Genomic DNA, 16,606 nt, shown 5'->3' on the forward strand with positions numbered 1-16,606 from the left:
ATATGGATAAAGTGCTAAAGAAGAAAAACGAGCGATTGGGTCGTTTTCCTGAATATGGGAGCGACGCAGCTTATTTGGATAAATAAACGACCTTACTTAGTGATACGCGAGTATCCGTTGCTCGCTCATTAATGCCGTTCCGGATTACATATCTGAACGGCCACTTTACAAACCAACAGCAGACTATCAGGTTTTGTTACGCTCTATTATGAAAACTGTTAGATTGCGTTGTGATTAATGCAACTAAAGAAAGGTTGTAAAAAAAGCTCTATTAATTAATAGAGCTTTTTTGTATCTGGAGACCTTTTGGCCCCTATTTGGCCCCATCAGCTTTGATGCAGCCAGAGGGCAAAATACAAAGGATAGAGCTTAAAACGGCATTTTGAAGCCGGGAGGCAGTGGCATCCCACCGGTCACGTCTGACATCCTCTCTTTTGACGTTTCGGCAACGCGGCGCGCGGCGTCGTTAAATGCTGCAGCAACCAGATCTTCCACCATGTCTTTATCGTCTTCCATTAATGACTCATCAATCTCTACACGACGTACATTGTGGTTACAGGTCATGGTGACTTTTACCATACCAGCGCCTGATTCACCTACCACTTCAAGATTGGCCAGTTCTTCCTGGGTTTTCTGCATGCGCTCCTGCATTTGCTGCGCCTGCTTCATAATGTTGCCCATTCCGCCTTTGAACATAATAGTATCTCTCTAATAGAAAAAATTGATAAGTTGCGACACCGCTACTCAGCGAGGCTGAATACTGTCTTCCAGTACTTCAGCATTGAACGCCCCCACCACAGAGCGGATGACATCATCAGACTGAATAACTTGTCGAGCATGTCGTTGTCGCATTGCATTAATTTGCTGTTGAATCTGAAAAGGTGTATCACTGACCTCTGCAAACTCTAACTGCACAGTTACCGGCGATTGTAGCACTTCTGACATGGCAGTCGACAACTGTGAAGCGGTAGTTTCGTTAACCAGGTGCTCCTGCGCCGGATCGAGTCTTAGCACTACCTTATCTTCAGTGCGCTCAAACAATGAGTGCAAAGCAACCTGTTTGAGTAATCCCGCAATAGGCATTGCCTCAATCAGAGCGCTCCACTTGTCGATTTGACTGGCAGCGAGCAGTTTGTCGCCGTTTTCAAGATAAGCAGGTAAATTACTGTACGTGTCAAACGACACGTTGGCAGCCTGATTTGGATCGAAGGTTGCCGGCGCTTCTGCCGCAGGTTGCAACGGGATATTATTGCTATCGGTTCGCTCAAATCGGGTATCAACGTTGGTATTGCTAATCTGAGCTTCATTTACCGGCTCAGCATTGTGACCTGGCTCATCAACCATACCCTGACTATTTTCTAACACCCAGGGCGGAGGCGAGTCTGCCTCCTCTTCCTGATGGCGATAAGGCTCATCCTCAGGCGCTACATTGGCGTTATTCGACGATGGTTGAGCTGCTTCAGTTGCCTCATTCTGAGGTTGTGATTCATCGCTCAGTGCGGCCTTAGCTGCCAGCGAGGGTCTAAACTCCCGGCTAGTCGTTGCTGGCTTTTTTGCAGCGTCAGCTTTGTCCTCCGCCGCCTGCTGTTTGAGTCGTTGACGCAACGCCAGCATGGCAGCGGTATTCGACACCGGAGCCTGTTCGTCCTGTGCGGCCGCTGCTGGCTGAGGATCCGCCGGTCCATCAAAGGCTGGTGGGTAGTCTGCTGGCGGCGGCATATCTTCATTCGGTAGATTATTGTCGTACTGCTGGTAAGCGCCGTAATCCTGCGGCGGCTCATCGTAATCCGGTGGTTGTGACGACTGTGTTAAAGTGTCACTTTGCTGACGAAAATCGTCAGCTTCATCCATCAACTGCTCTGCCTCACTGGCCAGCTGGTGTAATTCATCGGGGGCCTCATCCTGTACCGACGCTTCAGCGCTGAGTTCTTCTGTCTGAGGTACGGGATTAGACTGTTGTTCTGTTTCCGTAACGGGCGCAGAGGGAGCAGTGGCAGCCTGATTACCGGCATCCGGCACAGAAGGTGCCGGCGCTTGCTGAATAACGGTTTCCCGCTCGCCAACCGGCTCTGCCGGCGCAAAGGTCATCATGCGCAGTAAAGTCATTTCAAAAGCACTGCGCGCATCGTTGGCAAAGGGTAAATCTTTACGGCCCTGCAAAGCAATCTGGTACAGCAACTGGACTTGCTCCGGAGCAAAATGCCGGGCCAGCTGATAAATCGCTTTGGCGGTGTTGGTTTCGAGCTTACACGCTTCTGGTACCCACTGAGTAAGTGCTATCTGATGCAGCAAACTGGCCAGCTCAGCCAGTACAATACTGTAATCAGGGGCGAGCACGTCAATTTCTGCGGCCTGATGAAGAACTTCGGCGGCATCCTGTTGACCAATCGCAAACAGGATTTTCAGCAGTTGTTGACGATCCATCAGCCCCAGCATATCGGTGACTACCGCACTTGAAACCTGATTATTACCCTGTGCAATAGCTTGATCCGTAAGGCTCAGTGCATCACGCATACTGCCCTGGGCGGCTTTAGCCAATAATCCCAGCGCCGATTCTTCAAAGGCGAGCTGTTCCTGTTGCAAAATATGCTTTAATTGCTGACCAATCTGATCCCGGGACAATGCCTTGAGATTAAACTGCAGACAACGGGACAAAATCGTGATGGGTAATTTTTGCGGATCCGTGGTGGCCAGCAAAAACTTAACGTGAGGCGGTGGCTCTTCCAGGGTTTTCAGCAAGGCATTAAAACTGTGCTTGGACAGCATATGCACTTCGTCTATCAGATAAACCTTGTAGCGCCCGCGGGTTGGCCTGTACTGGACGTTGTCCAGCAGCTCGCGGGTGTCTTCAACCTTGGTGCGGGAAGCCGCATCGATTTCAAGCAAATCAACATAATTGCCCTGCTCGATTTCGACACAGGTACTACACTGCCCGCAAGGATTGGCACTTTGTCCCTGCTCGCAGTTAAGACTTTTCGAGAAAATACGCGCGATTGTAGTTTTACCTACCCCTCGCGTTCCCGTGAATAAGTAAGCATGATGCAAGCGATCGTTATCCAGCGCATTGGTGATCGCCGCAACTACGTGCTCCTGTCCAACCAGTTCAGCAAATCTGCCCGGCCGCCATTTTCTTGCCAGTACCTGATATGCCACCGTTAGTTGTCCCTATTCGCCATCAAATTCACAAATACAATAAGGTTCGAGTTCAAGCGCTTTAAGCTTCTCATAGCCGTGTAGTGCGGGCAAACCAATCACGAAACCAGCATGCTCTACCACACCACCGAGGTTGCGAATAAGCTTAGCCGTAGCTGAAATAGTGCCGCCAGTAGCTAACAGATCATCGATTAAAAGCACCTTATCGCCAGGATTAATGGCATCCCGGTGGATTTCCAGGGTGTCTTTGCCGTATTCGAGTTCATAGCTTTCGCTCAGTACGTCGCGGGGCAGTTTGTTAGGTTTGCGTACGGGAATAAAACCTACTCCCAGCTCCAGCGCCAAAGGAGCGCCAAATAAAAAGCCGCGGGCTTCGGTGCCAGCCACTTTATTAAATCCATAAGGTCGGTATTTGTCCAGCAACATAGAGATACACTGGCTAAATGCCTCATAATCTTCTAATACGCTTGTAACATCACGAAACTCAATGCCGGGCTTAGGGTAGTCCGGCACTGTTTTTACAACTGATTTTATATAATCTGCACTCATGCCTGTCCTTTATAATTATTTTTGAGCATGAATTTATTTGATCAGGTAGGTAAATATACCTGCTAGCGTAGGGAGCAATGGAAACGCTACTAACGCCACCACAATTGCCAGAAAATACCACCAGTTAAACACTTCTTTAAAATCTTCGTTACCAGCCATGAAAATTCTCAAATTTAATTAAGCTAAAAAAGGGGGGTAAATGGTAATCGAAAGCGGTCTGAATTGACAGTGCAAATATGACGCCCAATGAAAAACCGGACATTCATTTTATCTATATACCGTTAGGATCCGCCGGGATAACAGCGCCACAGGATAACCACTGGGTCAGCAACGGTTTCAGCCCCTGATGCAGTGTCTCAACAGAAAACTGTAGGGCCTGTTGGTGGATGGCTGCCACCAACGAGTCAAAACTATGGGCCTCATTACTGAGTAATTGTATTGCCAGTGCAGACAGTGCCGTAATATGCTGAAATTGCACCTGATGCTGCTCGTCACGATAGAGCAGGTAGTAATACAACGAATCGGCAGATTCGGGCCTGAAATCGGCGCAAATCTGATGAACCGGATAGTGATAAGCAGCCAGCTCAGTCAATGGTGAGAGGGTTAGCTGCGAAGGCAAGCCATTCTGGCGCCATAACGATATAGGTTGTTCAGTTTCCCTGACAGACAGTGCCAGCTCAAGCCATTCATAATGCGCGAGCTCCGCCATAAAGGGCGGATCGCTTTTAAGCGGCTGGTATTCATTACTCAGGTATTCAACGAACTCTTTACTGATATGGATAAAATAAGGAGACGAACACTGATGTTCGATAAAAAAGCGTCGAATTAACGCCTGCCAGTGCTCTTCACTATACAAGCTGTGTAGCACCGGAAATCCGTTTTGGATGAAGCCAGCTACATTGTTGAAAAACAAAGAGCGATAAATATCCATTCTGCGCTGAGTATCAGCCGACTCGCAGGTCGAATTATGTGGCGCCCGAATGCTATTAGCAAAAGATTGTAATTGCACCAGTAGTGTCATCAGGCTACACCCTGCTGCTCTGCGGTAACCGCTTGCTGGATCTGTTTGATGCGTTGTACCTCATCAAGCAATACTTCTAGCGCCGGGATGTTAAAATCACGTTCCAGTAAGGTAGGAAACACATGGTGCTTTCGGTAACTGTAAGCCAGTAAATCCCAGACTGGTTCAATTACATCACTACCGTGGGTATCGACCCGGAGATCTTCCGCTTCTTCATAATGTCCGGCAATGTGCCCATAAATTATTCGCTCCGACGGCAGGCCATCAATAAACGTATAGGGATCATACCGGTGATTTATCGAATTCACATACACGTTATTGACGTCGAGTAACATTTTACAGTTAGCTTCAGACAGCACCGCATTAATAAACTCTAGCTCAGAAAGTTGCAGGTTCGGCGCGATATAATAAGACACGTTCTCCAGTACCAAGGGGCGTTCAAGAATGTCCTGGACGACTTTCACCCGCTCAGCGATATAGCTTACCGCTTCTTCAGTAAACGGAACTGGCATCAGATCATATAAATGCCCGTCGGCGGAGCAATAACTTAAATGCTCGCTATACAGCTCAATATTATAGCGATCGAGAAAGTGTTTAAGTTCATGCAAAAACCGATGATCCAGTGGATCCGGACCACCAATAGATAAGGATAATCCATGAGTAGTAAACACAGCCTGCTCTAGGCAATGATTGAAATCCTCGCGGAACTTGCCCCCCAGAGGGATCCAGTTTTCAGGTGCAACCTCCCAGAAATCAACGTTTCCGGGAAGGTCAGGCATAACATCATCCAACATTTCCCTGCGTAAGCCGAGGCCGGCCCCCTGTAACTTAAAGGGCATGAACTGCTCCTGTGATTACTGGCTTAAGCTGCACCACCGCACTTGCCTTCACCACATTTACCTTCTTTTTTGGCTTTTTTGTCGGCACCGCACTTGCCTTCACCACATTTACCTTCTTTGTTGGCTTTTTTGTCGACACCGCACTTGCCTTCACCACATTTACCTTCTTTGTTGGCTTTTTTGTCGGCACCGCACTTGCCTTCGCCACACTTACCTTCTTTGTTGGCTTTTTTGTCGGCACCGCACTTGCCTTCGCCACATTTACCTTCTTTATTGGCTTTTTTATCGGCACCGCACTTGCCTTCGCCACATTTACCTTCTTTATTGGTTTTTTTATCGGCACCGCACTTGCCTTCGCCACACTTACCTTCTTTGTTGGCTTTTTTGCTTTCGCCGCATTTGCCTTCACCACACTTGCCTTCAGGCGCAAACTGCATGTAGCCAGACTCCAACTGTTGTGCGCCAAACGGATTAGCCGTATCAGCCATCGCCATAGTGGACATGGAGGTTAAAACCACTGCCCCCAAGGCGCTTGCAATACCATTTTTGTTTACTTGTTTCATTGTCTTGTTCCTATCGGGTCAAATAATTGTTTTCGCTTTCACTATAGACCGGGGGTTATAAAATTTTATTTCGTTTATCTAAAAAAAAACCACTTATACATCGTTAGTGGTCTTCATTACTCACACAATTACCTATCAGTCTGCTTTATAGCCAATCCTAAATCCCCCCCAGTGCCTATTGTTGACAAAAATGGGGGCGGACAGATCATGCATAACCTCGCCGGTATCCCGCTTATAAGTTTGCAATAGGAAACTCTCCGTATTACTGCCACAACGTGAACCGGTGTAATCATTAAAGATACGTTTGGTGCGACTCTTAGCAAGGTCTGTTTCATAATTGCCTGTCATTTTATGACTAAACTTTTTATTGTGGGTCGGAAAGTACCCATTCACATCCACGGCTCCAGCATAAATTATAAAGTCATTTTGTTCTAATATAGGCTCTTGCAGTAACGGGAGTTCCGCATCGGTGAATTTATCAAACCCGGTAGTAAACTTCTGCGGATTGGTGTTGGGCACCGGCTGGTAGTTGAAATCAAATAGCGCTTGCTGTGACAGCCGGCCCTGCTCGATGGCCTGTTCAAACAGTTTGCCGATTCGCTGGGCAGTTTCCTGGGCAATACGCTGCACCCTGGCATTACGGTTATGTAAATCGAACATTTGCAACTGGCGAAAAATATCTTCGGTCTGGTGGCTCAACGCCAGTACCTTCTCCGAAACTTCGCCCAATTCTGCTTCCAGGTGACGGGTATTTTCATGTAATTGCATTGCGTTGGCACTGATACCGCGATTTGCCTCACCATGTTCATCAATAGTACTTTTCATCTCCGTCATCGAGTTTGCAGCTGCGCTTGATGCTTCACTAGCGGCTTTAATTAAATCAGATGACTCTGTGATCATCTGGCTCATTTCGTCACCTGCATTAGCCACCTTTTCGATGGCCATGACAGAATTCTGGCTACACTGATTGATTTCACTCAACACTTCATCAATACCCTGAGTCGCATCAGTCGTTTTCTTAGCCAAATCCCTAACTTCATCTGCCACAACTGCAAAGCCACGTCCCTGCTCCCCTGCACGAGCGGCTTCTATAGCGGCGTTAAGCGCAAGCATATTGGTCTGGTCGGCGAGCTGATTAATGGTAGTGGTAATGCTTCCTATGGATTCTGCACTACTCCGAAGAGTCTGTAACATGGCCTTAGAGTCATTAATCTGACTAATCAAGGTAGCTTGCTGCTCAAGAAGATTATTAAGCAACTGGCGACTGCGCTGGGTCATTTCGTCTGAAGTCTGTATCTTATTTTCCGCCATCACGGCATGTTCTACGAGCTGCTGGTTGCCGGACTCTATATTTTCGATGCGCAGAGCAATCTCCTTAATGCTGTCGACCTGCTGATTAAACATTGAGGTTAACTTGTCTAAAAAATGCGAAACACTTGCCCCGCCGATAGCAATACGGCTTGCCGATTGGCTTATTTTTTCACCTTTTTGGTAGTAATGCTCTGAGCTGGAACTAACCTGCTCAGCAGGCTTTATTTGATTTCTTGCCATGTATGTAAACACGCAAGAGACTATCCCAATGGTAAATGATATTCCGCCCCAGGATAATTGAAAAATACCGAGCACCACACTAGCAATACAGATAATAACCAGCTGACTTATAATTAATTTCACGGTAAGCAACTTCTTTATTAATGTGATTACAAACCTTTAACAACTATAGCTTATGTTTTTGTAAGTTACCGTAAATATAGACAAAAGTATTAGATAAATGACCTAAAGTATCAACAGCTCGCGTAAAATCTCTAACATCCTGTTATATTGTGACTTTACAAAAGCTTCATACACAGCAGTGTATTTTATTTTCAAATAACGGTGAGGATATTTATTTGCCATGCGTATAGTAGGGTGAAGAATCCACCTCGAGTGAAAAGAATTGAAAGTTATTTACCTCAAAAAGAATGCCAGACCAGAAAACGAGAATGGAGCCCTGGTTGAAAGCTTGCTGGATGAGCATGGCAGCGCACTACGGCGTTTTATTCGCGTGCGCTCAAATCTGCCCCATGAAGACTGTGAAGATGTCATGCAGTTGGTTAGTGAACGGCTGTTAAAGGTTGACGATCTAGACAAGGTATTGGAAGGCAAACTCGATACCGTACGAAATTACCTTTTTCAGATTGCAGTTAACCTGTTGATTGATAAAAAACGCCGGGATGATGTACGTCAACGCCAGCAACACATAGGAGAGCAGGACGTCACGATCTTAACGAGTTTGTATTCGCCTGAACGAGAACTTGAAGGTAAGTATCGATTACGTCGGATTCAGGAAATATTGAACGAATTGAAGCTCCCCTACAAACAAGCATTTCTGCTAAGTCGGGTAGATGGTAAAAGTTACCGTGAGATCAGTGATATTTTAGGTGTTTCCGTTAGTACCGTAGAAAAATATATTGCCAAAGCATTGTTAGCCGTCAGGAAAGGAGTAGGCGAGCATGGATAAAAATAACGTGCAAGAACAAGTTCAGCAACAGGCGGCTAAATATGTAGCTCGTCTGTATTCCGGTGATTTAAGCGCGAAAGAAGAAAATCAAATACTGGCCTGGTGTGCCGAAGCCCCGGAGCATCAACGTGAGTTCGACAACATGATTGCAATCTGGGACAGCAGTCGAGAGTTATACGCAACGACGGATGATAGCCAACAGGTACGCGGATATAAAGTTGCATTAGGTATTGCCGCCACAGTGATTATTGCACTAATGGTTGGCTTGTTAACCATGCTACCAGAACCGGTAATAATGGAACAGCACCAGGCTACTCATGAGGTTGCGGCAAATAAAGCATCACATATCCCCAAACCAGTTAATGCAAGCGTGAACAGTTATGTCACCGAAGTTGGCGAAGTGAGAGATATTACCCTGCCCGATGGCTCTAAAGTAACACTAAATACTGATACGGAGATTGCTTTTGATTTTAGCGGTACCGTGCGCAAAGTCGCTCTGGTGCGAGGAGAAGCTTTTTTTGCCGTTGCAAAAGATCCATCTAAGGTATTTATCATCGACACCGGCGAACGTAGCATTCGTGTTATCGGTACACAATTTAATGTGCGTAAAAACGCACAGTCGCTACAAATAGCTGTAAAAGAAGGTTTGGTCGCCGTACATAAGTCAAAGAGCCAACATCATGGGTTTGAACATAAACCTGATGATACCCTTTTATCAGCCGGAACTATCGGCGCGTTTTCAGGTGCTGGTCAGATTGTTTCAACCGACCAAAAAGAAAAGATCGACCGCCTGCAAAGCTGGCGTTTTGGTCTTTTCCGTTTTGACAACGAGCCATTAGAAGCGGTGGTTTCAGAGTTAAACCGTTATCAATCCAAGCACATCATCCTTTTAGACGACGACGTTAAACGGCTACGTATTAGTGGCGTCTATTCACTGGATAACCACACCAGGATATTTGAAGCCATGGAACATGTTTTACCTATCCGGGTAAGCCATGAATCACAGCGAGTCGTCATTGAACTGAAAAAAAGCTGAACTTTTTAGGAGGGATTTAAAATCGTCTGCGTATACCTCTATGGGAAATACATCCAGATAATAAAATAGAAAGGTAAAAATATATGATGCGCAAAAGACGATTCACACTCAGTCTTCTAACACTCAGCTTGTCGCTGGCTATGGGCGGGCAGGTTGCCCTGGCTCAGGAAACAGAAGTGACATCCATTGATGTGCCGGCCCAACCCCTGCAGCAGGCATTGCTTGAATTAGCGGAAGAAAATAAGGTTCAAATTCTGTTTGCGCCACAAGATTTACCAAATACAACCAGTGTTGCGCTAAAGCAAACATCTACCGTAGAGGATGCAATAGAAGCACTGATTAGTGGCACAGGACTCAGCCTGATCAAGCAGGACGAGAAGACCTTTATTGTAAAGCCATCTGTAAAAAAGCCAGGGGCCGCTAATACTGGCGCGGCGGATAGCTCTAAAGCGGTAACAGACAAAGAAGCGTCTATCGAAAAAATTCAGGTAGTAGGTTCAAACATTCGGGGTCAACAGGATCGCGGCACTCTGCCGGTTACAGTCATGTCTGCGGAAGATTTTGAGGATATCGGTATTACCAGCGGCGCAGAACTTCTGGCAGAGCTGCCCCAACAAGGTGCGGTAAGCTTTAACAGTGAACGGGTTGTTGGTGGTGTAAATGATGCCCGTGGTGACGTTTCATCTATTAACTTACGTGGCCTAGGTACTGGTTATTCCCTCACTTTATTAAATGGCCGCCGCTTGGTACTCCACCCAGGAACTCAGGCAGAAGACTTAGTGCCGGTGACCACTGTAAACTCAAATACGCTGCCGGTTAGCGGGTTGAAACGCGTTGAGGTTTTACGCGATGGTGCCGCAGCTATTTACGGCACCGATGCTATTGCCGGCGTAATCAATTACGTCTTGAAAGATGAAAACGATGGCGGCGTAATTAACGCCCAATATGGCGTGACTGACGGCACTGACCGCGACATTATTAACATTTCTGGTTCTGGCGGTTGGTTTCTGAATGACGATAAAACCCATGTTACCCTAAGCGCTTCAATTTATGATCGCGATATGCTGATGACATCAGAGCGTGATTATGCGGCAAGCTCCGATAATCGTAATTTCCACGCAGTGCCCGAAGGTTTTATCGGTGACACCCAACTGGATGGCCGTACAACGTCCACTCCCTGGGGTGAGTTTAGTTCTGGCTCGCTTGGCACCTTTCACCTGCAACCAGGCACCGACAGTGGTTGTGTAATTGACTTAGAAGGTGACATCTGTGCAGATGCGGGAAGTAACTCCCGGGATTTACGCTTTGACTCTAATTCCCAACGTTCATTAAGCTCAGCAGTTAGCCGTTATAACTTTTATACGCTGGTAACACATGCCTTATCACCTGAGCTGGAATTATACGGGGAAGCACTCTATTACCAGGCCGAAGCTGACCGTGTTCGCGAACAAAGCGGCAATTTAACCGCTCAACGCTTTAATATTGCAGCCGATGCGTTTTATAACCCCTTCAATGAAGATTTAACGATGCGTCGCTATCGCCCCATTGACTCTGGTTTACGCAAAATTAACGTAAAGGATTATTCTTACCGTCTGCTCGGTGGCCTGCGCGGCTATTTTGGTGACTGGGATTGGGACAGTGCCCTGCTCTACTCTAAAGCAAACACCCTGGATAAAGCTAACCGGGTTGATACCACATTGTTCCAGCAAGCGGTGAATAGTACCGATCAGGCCACGGCTTATAATATTTTTAGCGGTGGCAATCTGAGCACACCATCAATCGGTGATGATACGGTTAACAGTCAGTCGGTTATCGACAGCTTTATGGTGAACATTGAACGTGAATCAGAAACCGAGCTGGCCCTGTGGGATTTTAAACTGTCTAACGCTGCATTATTCTCGCTGCCAGCTGGCGATGTCGGCTTTGCAACGGGTGTAGAGTATCGCTACGAGAGTTTTTTCGACAAGCGTAGTGATTTGCTCAACGGTACCGATAACTTTGTTGATTACGTTACAGGTGAAGAAAACGAGCTGGCGAGCCGGGTATTAGGCAGTAGCCCCACCCCAGATTCGATGGGGAGTCGTAATGTCTTCTCAGCCTATGCGGAATTTGCCGTACCACTACTGGCTGATCTACCGATGGTTGAGCGACTCGATATGCAACTGGCTGCCCGTTACGAAAAATTTTCGGATGTTGGGGATGTTCTAAAGCCTAAAGTAGCGCTTTCATGGCAGGTCAATCCGCTAGTTAAAGTGCGCGCTGCCTATTCAAAAGGCTTTAAGGCGCCTGGCCTGCCTCAGATTAATGCTGTTGACGTAGCGCGCTCTAATACACGCTCCGATCCTGTTTTTGGTGTTAGACAAGGTACCCTGGAATTACGTAATGGCAGTGAAAGCTTAAAACCAGAAAAAAGTACGAATAAATCTATTGGCTTAGTCCTCACACCTCTAGATAGTTTGGTACTGACTGTCGATTACTGGCGAATTGATCAAACTGATATTGTTGGTATTCAGAGTAGCCAAACACAAATTTTGTATGATGCCTTATTACGTGCTGAAGGTTCTTACAATGAAAATGTCGTTCGCGATGACAGCGGTGAAATTCTCTACGTAGCGAATGACTACACTAACCTGTTACCGCGGCAGATAGCCGGTATTGACTACAGTGCTACTTATAACCTGGACACCAGTATTGGTAAGTTTACCTTTGATGTTGATGCCTCTAACTTACGTAAGTTTGATCAAGGGGTAGACTGGATGTCACAACTGGTTACCGAAGCTCAGGATAATGGCAATGAAGCGCTATTATACAACGGCGAACAAGTTGAGCTGTGGGGTAGTGACGGCAGCCTGATTCGCCAGGGAGGTCACCCTGAGTGGCGTGGGACTGCTGGTATAAAATGGCAGCTTGCGTCCTGGGGTGCCGGAGTGAAGTATAAATATATCAGCTCAGTCGTTGATACTGGTTTGTACTACACCGGAGATGACGGTGATACTGTTTATTACACCATCGACAGTTGGTCAACCATAGACGCATTTGTTAATTATCGCTTTGATAGCAGCGCCCAAGGACTGTTAAATAAAACAAAAATTACCGCAGGGGTACGTAACCTGGAAGATAAAGATCCACCTTTCAGCAGCGGTACCTTTGGTTATGAAAGTTCGCTTCACTTGTCCGGTGGCCGCTATTTGTACGTAACTCTCTCCAAACGTTTCTAAATCAGTACATTTCAACTTTAATAGCAACAATACCTTACGCCCCCTAATTGGGGGGTAAGGTATTATTTGGGATCCCCACATTTTATGTTTCGAATATATATATTAGCAGCCAGCCTGTTACTCACTCTCAATGCCAACGCCTGTAACTTCGCACAGTTGAGTTTTTCAGATGAATTGCCGACCGGCCGGATGGGAAGTTGCGAGTTAAAAGATGATGGCCGTATTCTCATAACCCTGAGTCCAGAAAATACGCCAATTAATCCAAGCCCCTGGTATCACTTTAGTGTTACGGCAAAATTCACCGGCAAGGTTGCTTTAGCACTAACCGCAAAAGAATTCAATCCACGGTATATGCCCAAATTCAGTACCGATGACAAACATTGGCAACCGCTAGCTTTTGATACCGATAATAATCAGGTGTTGTTTGAAGTGCCAGTCGCAGCGGGAAAGCCAACTTACATCGCAGCACAGCCCCCAATCTCTAACCAGGACTATAAAGAATGGCTGAGCGATTTAGCTACGCGTCATCCGACGCTAGCAGTGTCGGTGTTAGGTCAAACTAAACAAGGCCGCGATATCCTAGCCGTAACGAAAGAAAATCCTGATAACAATGAATGGCTGGTAATCATGGGTCGTCAGCACCCACCGGAAATCACCGGCGCACTGGCATTGATTGACTTCACAGAACAAATGTTGGGCACCGGTCAGTTATCGGCGCGCTTTTTTGAACGGTTTAATGTACTGTGGCTGCCCAATGTTAACCCCGATGGCGTCGCTGCAGGCAACTGGCGTCATACCACGGAAAATCAGGATTTAAACCGTGATTGGGTAAAGTTCAGCCAACCAGAAAGTCGTCTTGTTCGCGACAAGCTCAACGCTATTACGGCAGCTGGTGGCAAAATTGCATTTTCAGTGGATTTTCATTCAACCCATTATGATGTTTTCTACACCATGCCCGAAGACTATCCGTTAGCTCCTAAGAACTTTACTAAAGACTGGTTAAGCAATATGCAAGATTACACCAAGGGCTTTTTTAAAGTGACCGTAAAACCCGGCTCTAATCCAAACAATGGTGTGTACAAACAGTTTATCGCCGATACCTATAAAGTGCCTGCCGTTACTTACGAAATGGGCGACAATACACCGCGCGAAAAAATCCGTTATATAGCAAAAGCCGCGGCGAAAACGTTGATGGAAGAGATGCTTAAGCATTCACCAGAGGATTACGTGCTTCACGAGGAGTAAAGATGAAACGACTTTTTTTAATCTTCATTACTTGCTTATTGTTTACCTTGTCAGGCTTAGCTAACGAGCTAACATCGCAAGCGAAATTACAAGTATCAAGCCTTAATCCCGTAGCTAAGGACATTGCGCATAAACTATGGCAGTGGGCAGAGCTGGGTTATCTAGAGCAACAAAGTAGCCAGCTAATGCAAAGCCATCTGCATGAACATGGCTTTACCATTAAAACCAATGTAGGCGGATTACCGACAGCGTTTATTGCTTCTTATGGTAAATCTGGTCCAGTCATTGGTTTGTTGGCAGAAATGGATGCCCTACCAGGCATGGCACAGTCGCCGTCAGCAGTAAAAGAGAGCGGCTCTGGTGCCGGTCACGCTTGCGGTCATAACTTATTTGCAGGGGGTGCCGTTGCTGCCGCCATAGCCATTAAAAATTGGCTGGCTGAAACCGGTACGCCGGGACAAATTCGATTATATGGTACGCCTGCAGAAGAGGGAGGGTCTGGCAAAGTGTACATGACGCGTGCCGGATTGTTCGAAGACCTTGACGTTGTTTTACACTGGCACCCGGGTGATAGCAACAATGCAGCGCCCTACACCACTTTAGCAAACAAAAGTGCTAAATTTCGTTTTTATGGGGTCGCATCACACGCCGCGATTGCCCCAGAGGCTGGTCGCTCCGCTTTAGATGCCGTCGAAGCGATGAATTATATGATCAATATGATGCGAGAACATATGCCTGATACAGCTCGGATACACTATGTTATAACCGATGGTGGTAAAGCACCTAACGTAGTGCCTGATTTTGCCGAAGTTTATTATTATGTACGCGCTCCAGAAGCCGATACCGTTATGGATTTGTGGCAACGTATAACACAAGCCGCCGAAGGTGCAGCTATGGGAACGGGCACTAAAGTAGATTGGGAAGTGGTTGGCGGTGTTTGGAATATCCTGCCGAATGTGACCCTGGCAAAAATTATGGATGGCGCAATGCAGCAAATGGGCGGTATTAGCTACAGTGCAAAGGAGAAAGAGTTTGGTACTAACATCGAAGCGACATTAACTAAAGCTAACCCCAATTTCGCTATTCAAGCCAGGCAAATTCAACCATTTACAGAAACTATCGGAAAGTCATCGGCGTCAACCGATGTTGGTGATGTGAGTTGGGCAGTACCGACCGCAGGTATCACTACTGCAACCTGGTATAGCGGCGTATGGCCGCACACCTGGCAGGCCTCAGCAATTAGTGGCACCAGTACCGGATATAAAGGCATGAATAAGGCAGCAGAGGTAATTACCTTGACCGCACTAGAGCTTTACAGCAACCCTGAATTATTCGAGCAGGTAAAAAGTGAATTTGAACAGCGAAAAGCCGAAACAGAGTATAAAGCGTTAATTGGCGATCGTCTCCCTCCCCTGGACTACCGCAAAAAATAGATAGTCACCATTCTGTCTTCTGTAATTATAATCCCGGATAAGTTCTATATACTATCCGGGGTTTTATTACCTCTCATTTTCAGGAGCATTAAGAAAGAGCCGCCTTCGTAAGCGGATTTTAGCCAAATGGGAGCTCTTTAGTCTTAATTCTGCTTCCCTCTGGACATCCTAAAGGTGGACGACTTACCGGGGCGGATATACATGCCTATATCCAACGTGAGTTCAATCAGCACTATCATCCTGATCCAATCTATCACCTTCTCAATCACATGAGTTTCTCCTGGAGAACCGCTCGCTCCATACACCCGAAACAATCTCAACAAATCCAAGACGATTTTAAAAAAACTGGAAATAGAAACGATCAGTAGGCTCCCTGGCCATTTATCGCTAAAGAACGTCGGTATCAGGTTTCAGGGCGAAGCCCGTTTGGTCAGCAAAATACCACTACGCGGTGTAAGCAGAGCACGGCACCCGCCCACGGGCAATCAAACAACAGTTCGAATACGCTTATCTGTACGGCTCTGTATGCCCTAATAGAAGTATAGCAGGTACAGGACAAGCACTGGTTGTACCCTTTGTCAGTAAGGACATCGTGAAAAAGCACTTAGCGCAGATTTCAGCCGTTACCGAACCAGGCCAACATGCCATCATCATTATGAATGGGGCCAGTTGGCATACGGATGACATCGCAGATGAATTGTGCAACATCAGTATCATTAAATTGCCGCCTTACTCACCAGAGCTAAATCCGATAGAGCAAGTGTGGAGCTGATTGAGACAGCACTATTTGGCTAATCAGAGTTCTATCGACTATGACAACATTGTCGATAAAGTTTGCCTGGCATGGAGCAAGTTTCTCGAATGTTCAAACAGGGTCGTAGAATGAGCAACAGAACATGGGCCAATCTGACCAGTTAATTTTCCAGAATGGTATTATGAATTGAATGTGGGGATTACCGGACGGATACGTTTCTTTTATCCAATGTCGCAGGTGTAGAAACAAAAAAGCCACTCTACTAAGTAGGCTTTCTTCTTAATTAGGAGCCCCG

Annotated in this window: 15 protein-coding genes; 7 read left to right on the top strand and 8 right to left on the bottom strand. The window is 46.5% G+C overall.

The window, feature by feature from the left end; translation table 11 throughout:
- Positions 1–369: 369 nt before the first annotated feature.
- The 8 genes from AC2T0J_RS23240 to AC2T0J_RS23275 all read right to left on the bottom strand — a co-directional run bounded on the left by AC2T0J_RS23240 (position 370) and on the right by AC2T0J_RS23275 (position 7,676).
- Positions 370–696, bottom strand: a complete 327-nt coding sequence (locus AC2T0J_RS23240) for a YbaB/EbfC family nucleoid-associated protein (RefSeq protein WP_279318504.1) — start codon at positions 694–696, stop codon at positions 370–372.
- A gap of 48 nt (positions 697–744) precedes the next feature.
- Positions 745–3,153, bottom strand: coding sequence for a DNA polymerase III subunit gamma/tau (gene dnaX, locus AC2T0J_RS23245; protein WP_489808080.1), 2,409 nt, complete (start codon positions 3,151–3,153; stop codon positions 745–747).
- Positions 3,154–3,165: 12 nt separating this feature from the next.
- Positions 3,166–3,702, bottom strand: coding sequence for an adenine phosphoribosyltransferase (gene apt, locus AC2T0J_RS23250; RefSeq protein WP_489808081.1), 537 nt, complete (start codon positions 3,700–3,702; stop codon positions 3,166–3,168).
- Positions 3,703–3,735: 33 nt separating this feature from the next.
- Positions 3,736–3,861: a hypothetical protein gene (locus tag AC2T0J_RS23255; protein ID WP_276309509.1), complete on the bottom strand. Its 126-nt coding sequence runs from the start codon at positions 3,859–3,861 to the stop codon at positions 3,736–3,738.
- A gap of 112 nt (positions 3,862–3,973) precedes the next feature.
- Positions 3,974–4,723, bottom strand: coding sequence for an HvfC family RiPP maturation protein (locus AC2T0J_RS23260; protein WP_489808082.1), 750 nt, complete (start codon positions 4,721–4,723; stop codon positions 3,974–3,976).
- Entirely contained in the window at positions 4,723–5,562 is an 840-nt protein-coding gene (locus tag AC2T0J_RS23265; protein ID WP_489808083.1) for an HvfB family MNIO-type RiPP peptide maturase, read from the bottom strand. The genes AC2T0J_RS23260 and AC2T0J_RS23265 overlap by 1 nt, the downstream gene beginning before the upstream one ends.
- 23 nt (positions 5,563–5,585) lie before the next feature.
- Entirely contained in the window at positions 5,586–6,125 is a 540-nt protein-coding gene (locus AC2T0J_RS23270) for an HvfA family oxazolone/thioamide-modified RiPP metallophore (protein ID WP_489808084.1), read from the bottom strand.
- A 135-nt stretch (positions 6,126–6,260) separates the two neighbouring features.
- Positions 6,261–7,676, bottom strand: coding sequence for a methyl-accepting chemotaxis protein (locus AC2T0J_RS23275; RefSeq protein WP_489808085.1), 1,416 nt, complete (start codon positions 7,674–7,676; stop codon positions 6,261–6,263).
- A gap of 385 nt (positions 7,677–8,061) precedes the next feature.
- Between AC2T0J_RS23275 and AC2T0J_RS23280 the strand changes: the two genes are divergently transcribed.
- From AC2T0J_RS23280 to AC2T0J_RS23310, 7 genes are all read left to right on the top strand, one after another.
- Positions 8,062–8,625 (top strand): RNA polymerase sigma factor, encoded by a 564-nt coding sequence (locus tag AC2T0J_RS23280; RefSeq protein WP_489808086.1) that lies wholly within the window; start codon positions 8,062–8,064, stop codon positions 8,623–8,625.
- The gene (locus AC2T0J_RS23285; protein ID WP_489808087.1) at positions 8,618–9,661 is read left to right on the top strand and encodes a FecR family protein; all 1,044 of its coding nucleotides are present in this window, start codon (positions 8,618–8,620) and stop codon (positions 9,659–9,661) included. Before AC2T0J_RS23280 ends, AC2T0J_RS23285 begins: the two co-directional genes overlap by 8 nt.
- An 83-nt stretch (positions 9,662–9,744) precedes the next feature.
- The gene (locus tag AC2T0J_RS23290; protein ID WP_489808088.1) at positions 9,745–12,879 is read left to right on the top strand and encodes a TonB-dependent receptor; all 3,135 of its coding nucleotides are present in this window, start codon (positions 9,745–9,747) and stop codon (positions 12,877–12,879) included.
- Between the two features lie 84 nt (positions 12,880–12,963).
- Entirely contained in the window at positions 12,964–14,124 is a 1,161-nt protein-coding gene (locus AC2T0J_RS23295) for a M14 family metallopeptidase (protein WP_489808089.1), read from the top strand.
- A 2-nt stretch (positions 14,125–14,126) separates the two neighbouring features.
- On the top strand, positions 14,127–15,557 hold the full coding sequence (locus AC2T0J_RS23300) for an amidohydrolase (RefSeq protein WP_489808090.1): 1,431 nt from the start codon (positions 14,127–14,129) through the stop codon (positions 15,555–15,557).
- Positions 15,558–15,766: 209 nt separating this feature from the next.
- Positions 15,767–15,925, top strand: coding sequence for a winged helix-turn-helix domain-containing protein (locus tag AC2T0J_RS23305; RefSeq protein ID WP_489810399.1), 159 nt, complete (start codon positions 15,767–15,769; stop codon positions 15,923–15,925).
- 143 nt (positions 15,926–16,068) lie between these two features.
- The gene (locus AC2T0J_RS23310; protein ID WP_489810400.1) at positions 16,069–16,329 is read left to right on the top strand and encodes a transposase; all 261 of its coding nucleotides are present in this window, start codon (positions 16,069–16,071) and stop codon (positions 16,327–16,329) included.
- The last annotated feature ends 277 nt before the right edge of the window (positions 16,330–16,606 follow it).

It is taken from the genome of Alteromonas sp. ISO5 (genome assembly GCF_058105165.1).

What these genes read in the sequence shown, in the direction of transcription:
- AC2T0J_RS23240 (WP_279318504.1), bottom strand. Translation starts at nt 696, where the DNA reads ATGTTCAAAGGCGGAATGGGCAACATTATGAAGCAGGCGCAGCAAATG.
- apt (WP_489808081.1), bottom strand. Translation starts at nt 3,702, where the DNA reads ATGAGTGCAGATTATATAAAATCAGTTGTAAAAACAGTGCCGGACTAC.
- AC2T0J_RS23255 (WP_276309509.1), bottom strand. Translation starts at nt 3,861, where the DNA reads ATGGCTGGTAACGAAGATTTTAAAGAAGTGTTTAACTGGTGGTATTTT.
- AC2T0J_RS23260 (WP_489808082.1), bottom strand. Translation starts at nt 4,723, where the DNA reads ATGACACTACTGGTGCAATTACAATCTTTTGCTAATAGCATTCGGGCG.
- AC2T0J_RS23265 (WP_489808083.1), bottom strand. Translation starts at nt 5,562, where the DNA reads ATGCCCTTTAAGTTACAGGGGGCCGGCCTCGGCTTACGCAGGGAAATG.
- AC2T0J_RS23270 (WP_489808084.1), bottom strand. Translation starts at nt 6,125, where the DNA reads ATGAAACAAGTAAACAAAAATGGTATTGCAAGCGCCTTGGGGGCAGTG.
- AC2T0J_RS23275 (WP_489808085.1), bottom strand. Translation starts at nt 7,676, where the DNA reads ATGGCAAGAAATCAAATAAAGCCTGCTGAGCAGGTTAGTTCCAGCTCA.
- AC2T0J_RS23285 (WP_489808087.1), top strand. Translation starts at nt 8,618, where the DNA reads ATGGATAAAAATAACGTGCAAGAACAAGTTCAGCAACAGGCGGCTAAA.
- AC2T0J_RS23290 (WP_489808088.1), top strand. Translation starts at nt 9,745, where the DNA reads ATGATGCGCAAAAGACGATTCACACTCAGTCTTCTAACACTCAGCTTG.
- AC2T0J_RS23295 (WP_489808089.1), top strand. Translation starts at nt 12,964, where the DNA reads ATGTTTCGAATATATATATTAGCAGCCAGCCTGTTACTCACTCTCAAT.
- AC2T0J_RS23300 (WP_489808090.1), top strand. Translation starts at nt 14,127, where the DNA reads ATGAAACGACTTTTTTTAATCTTCATTACTTGCTTATTGTTTACCTTG.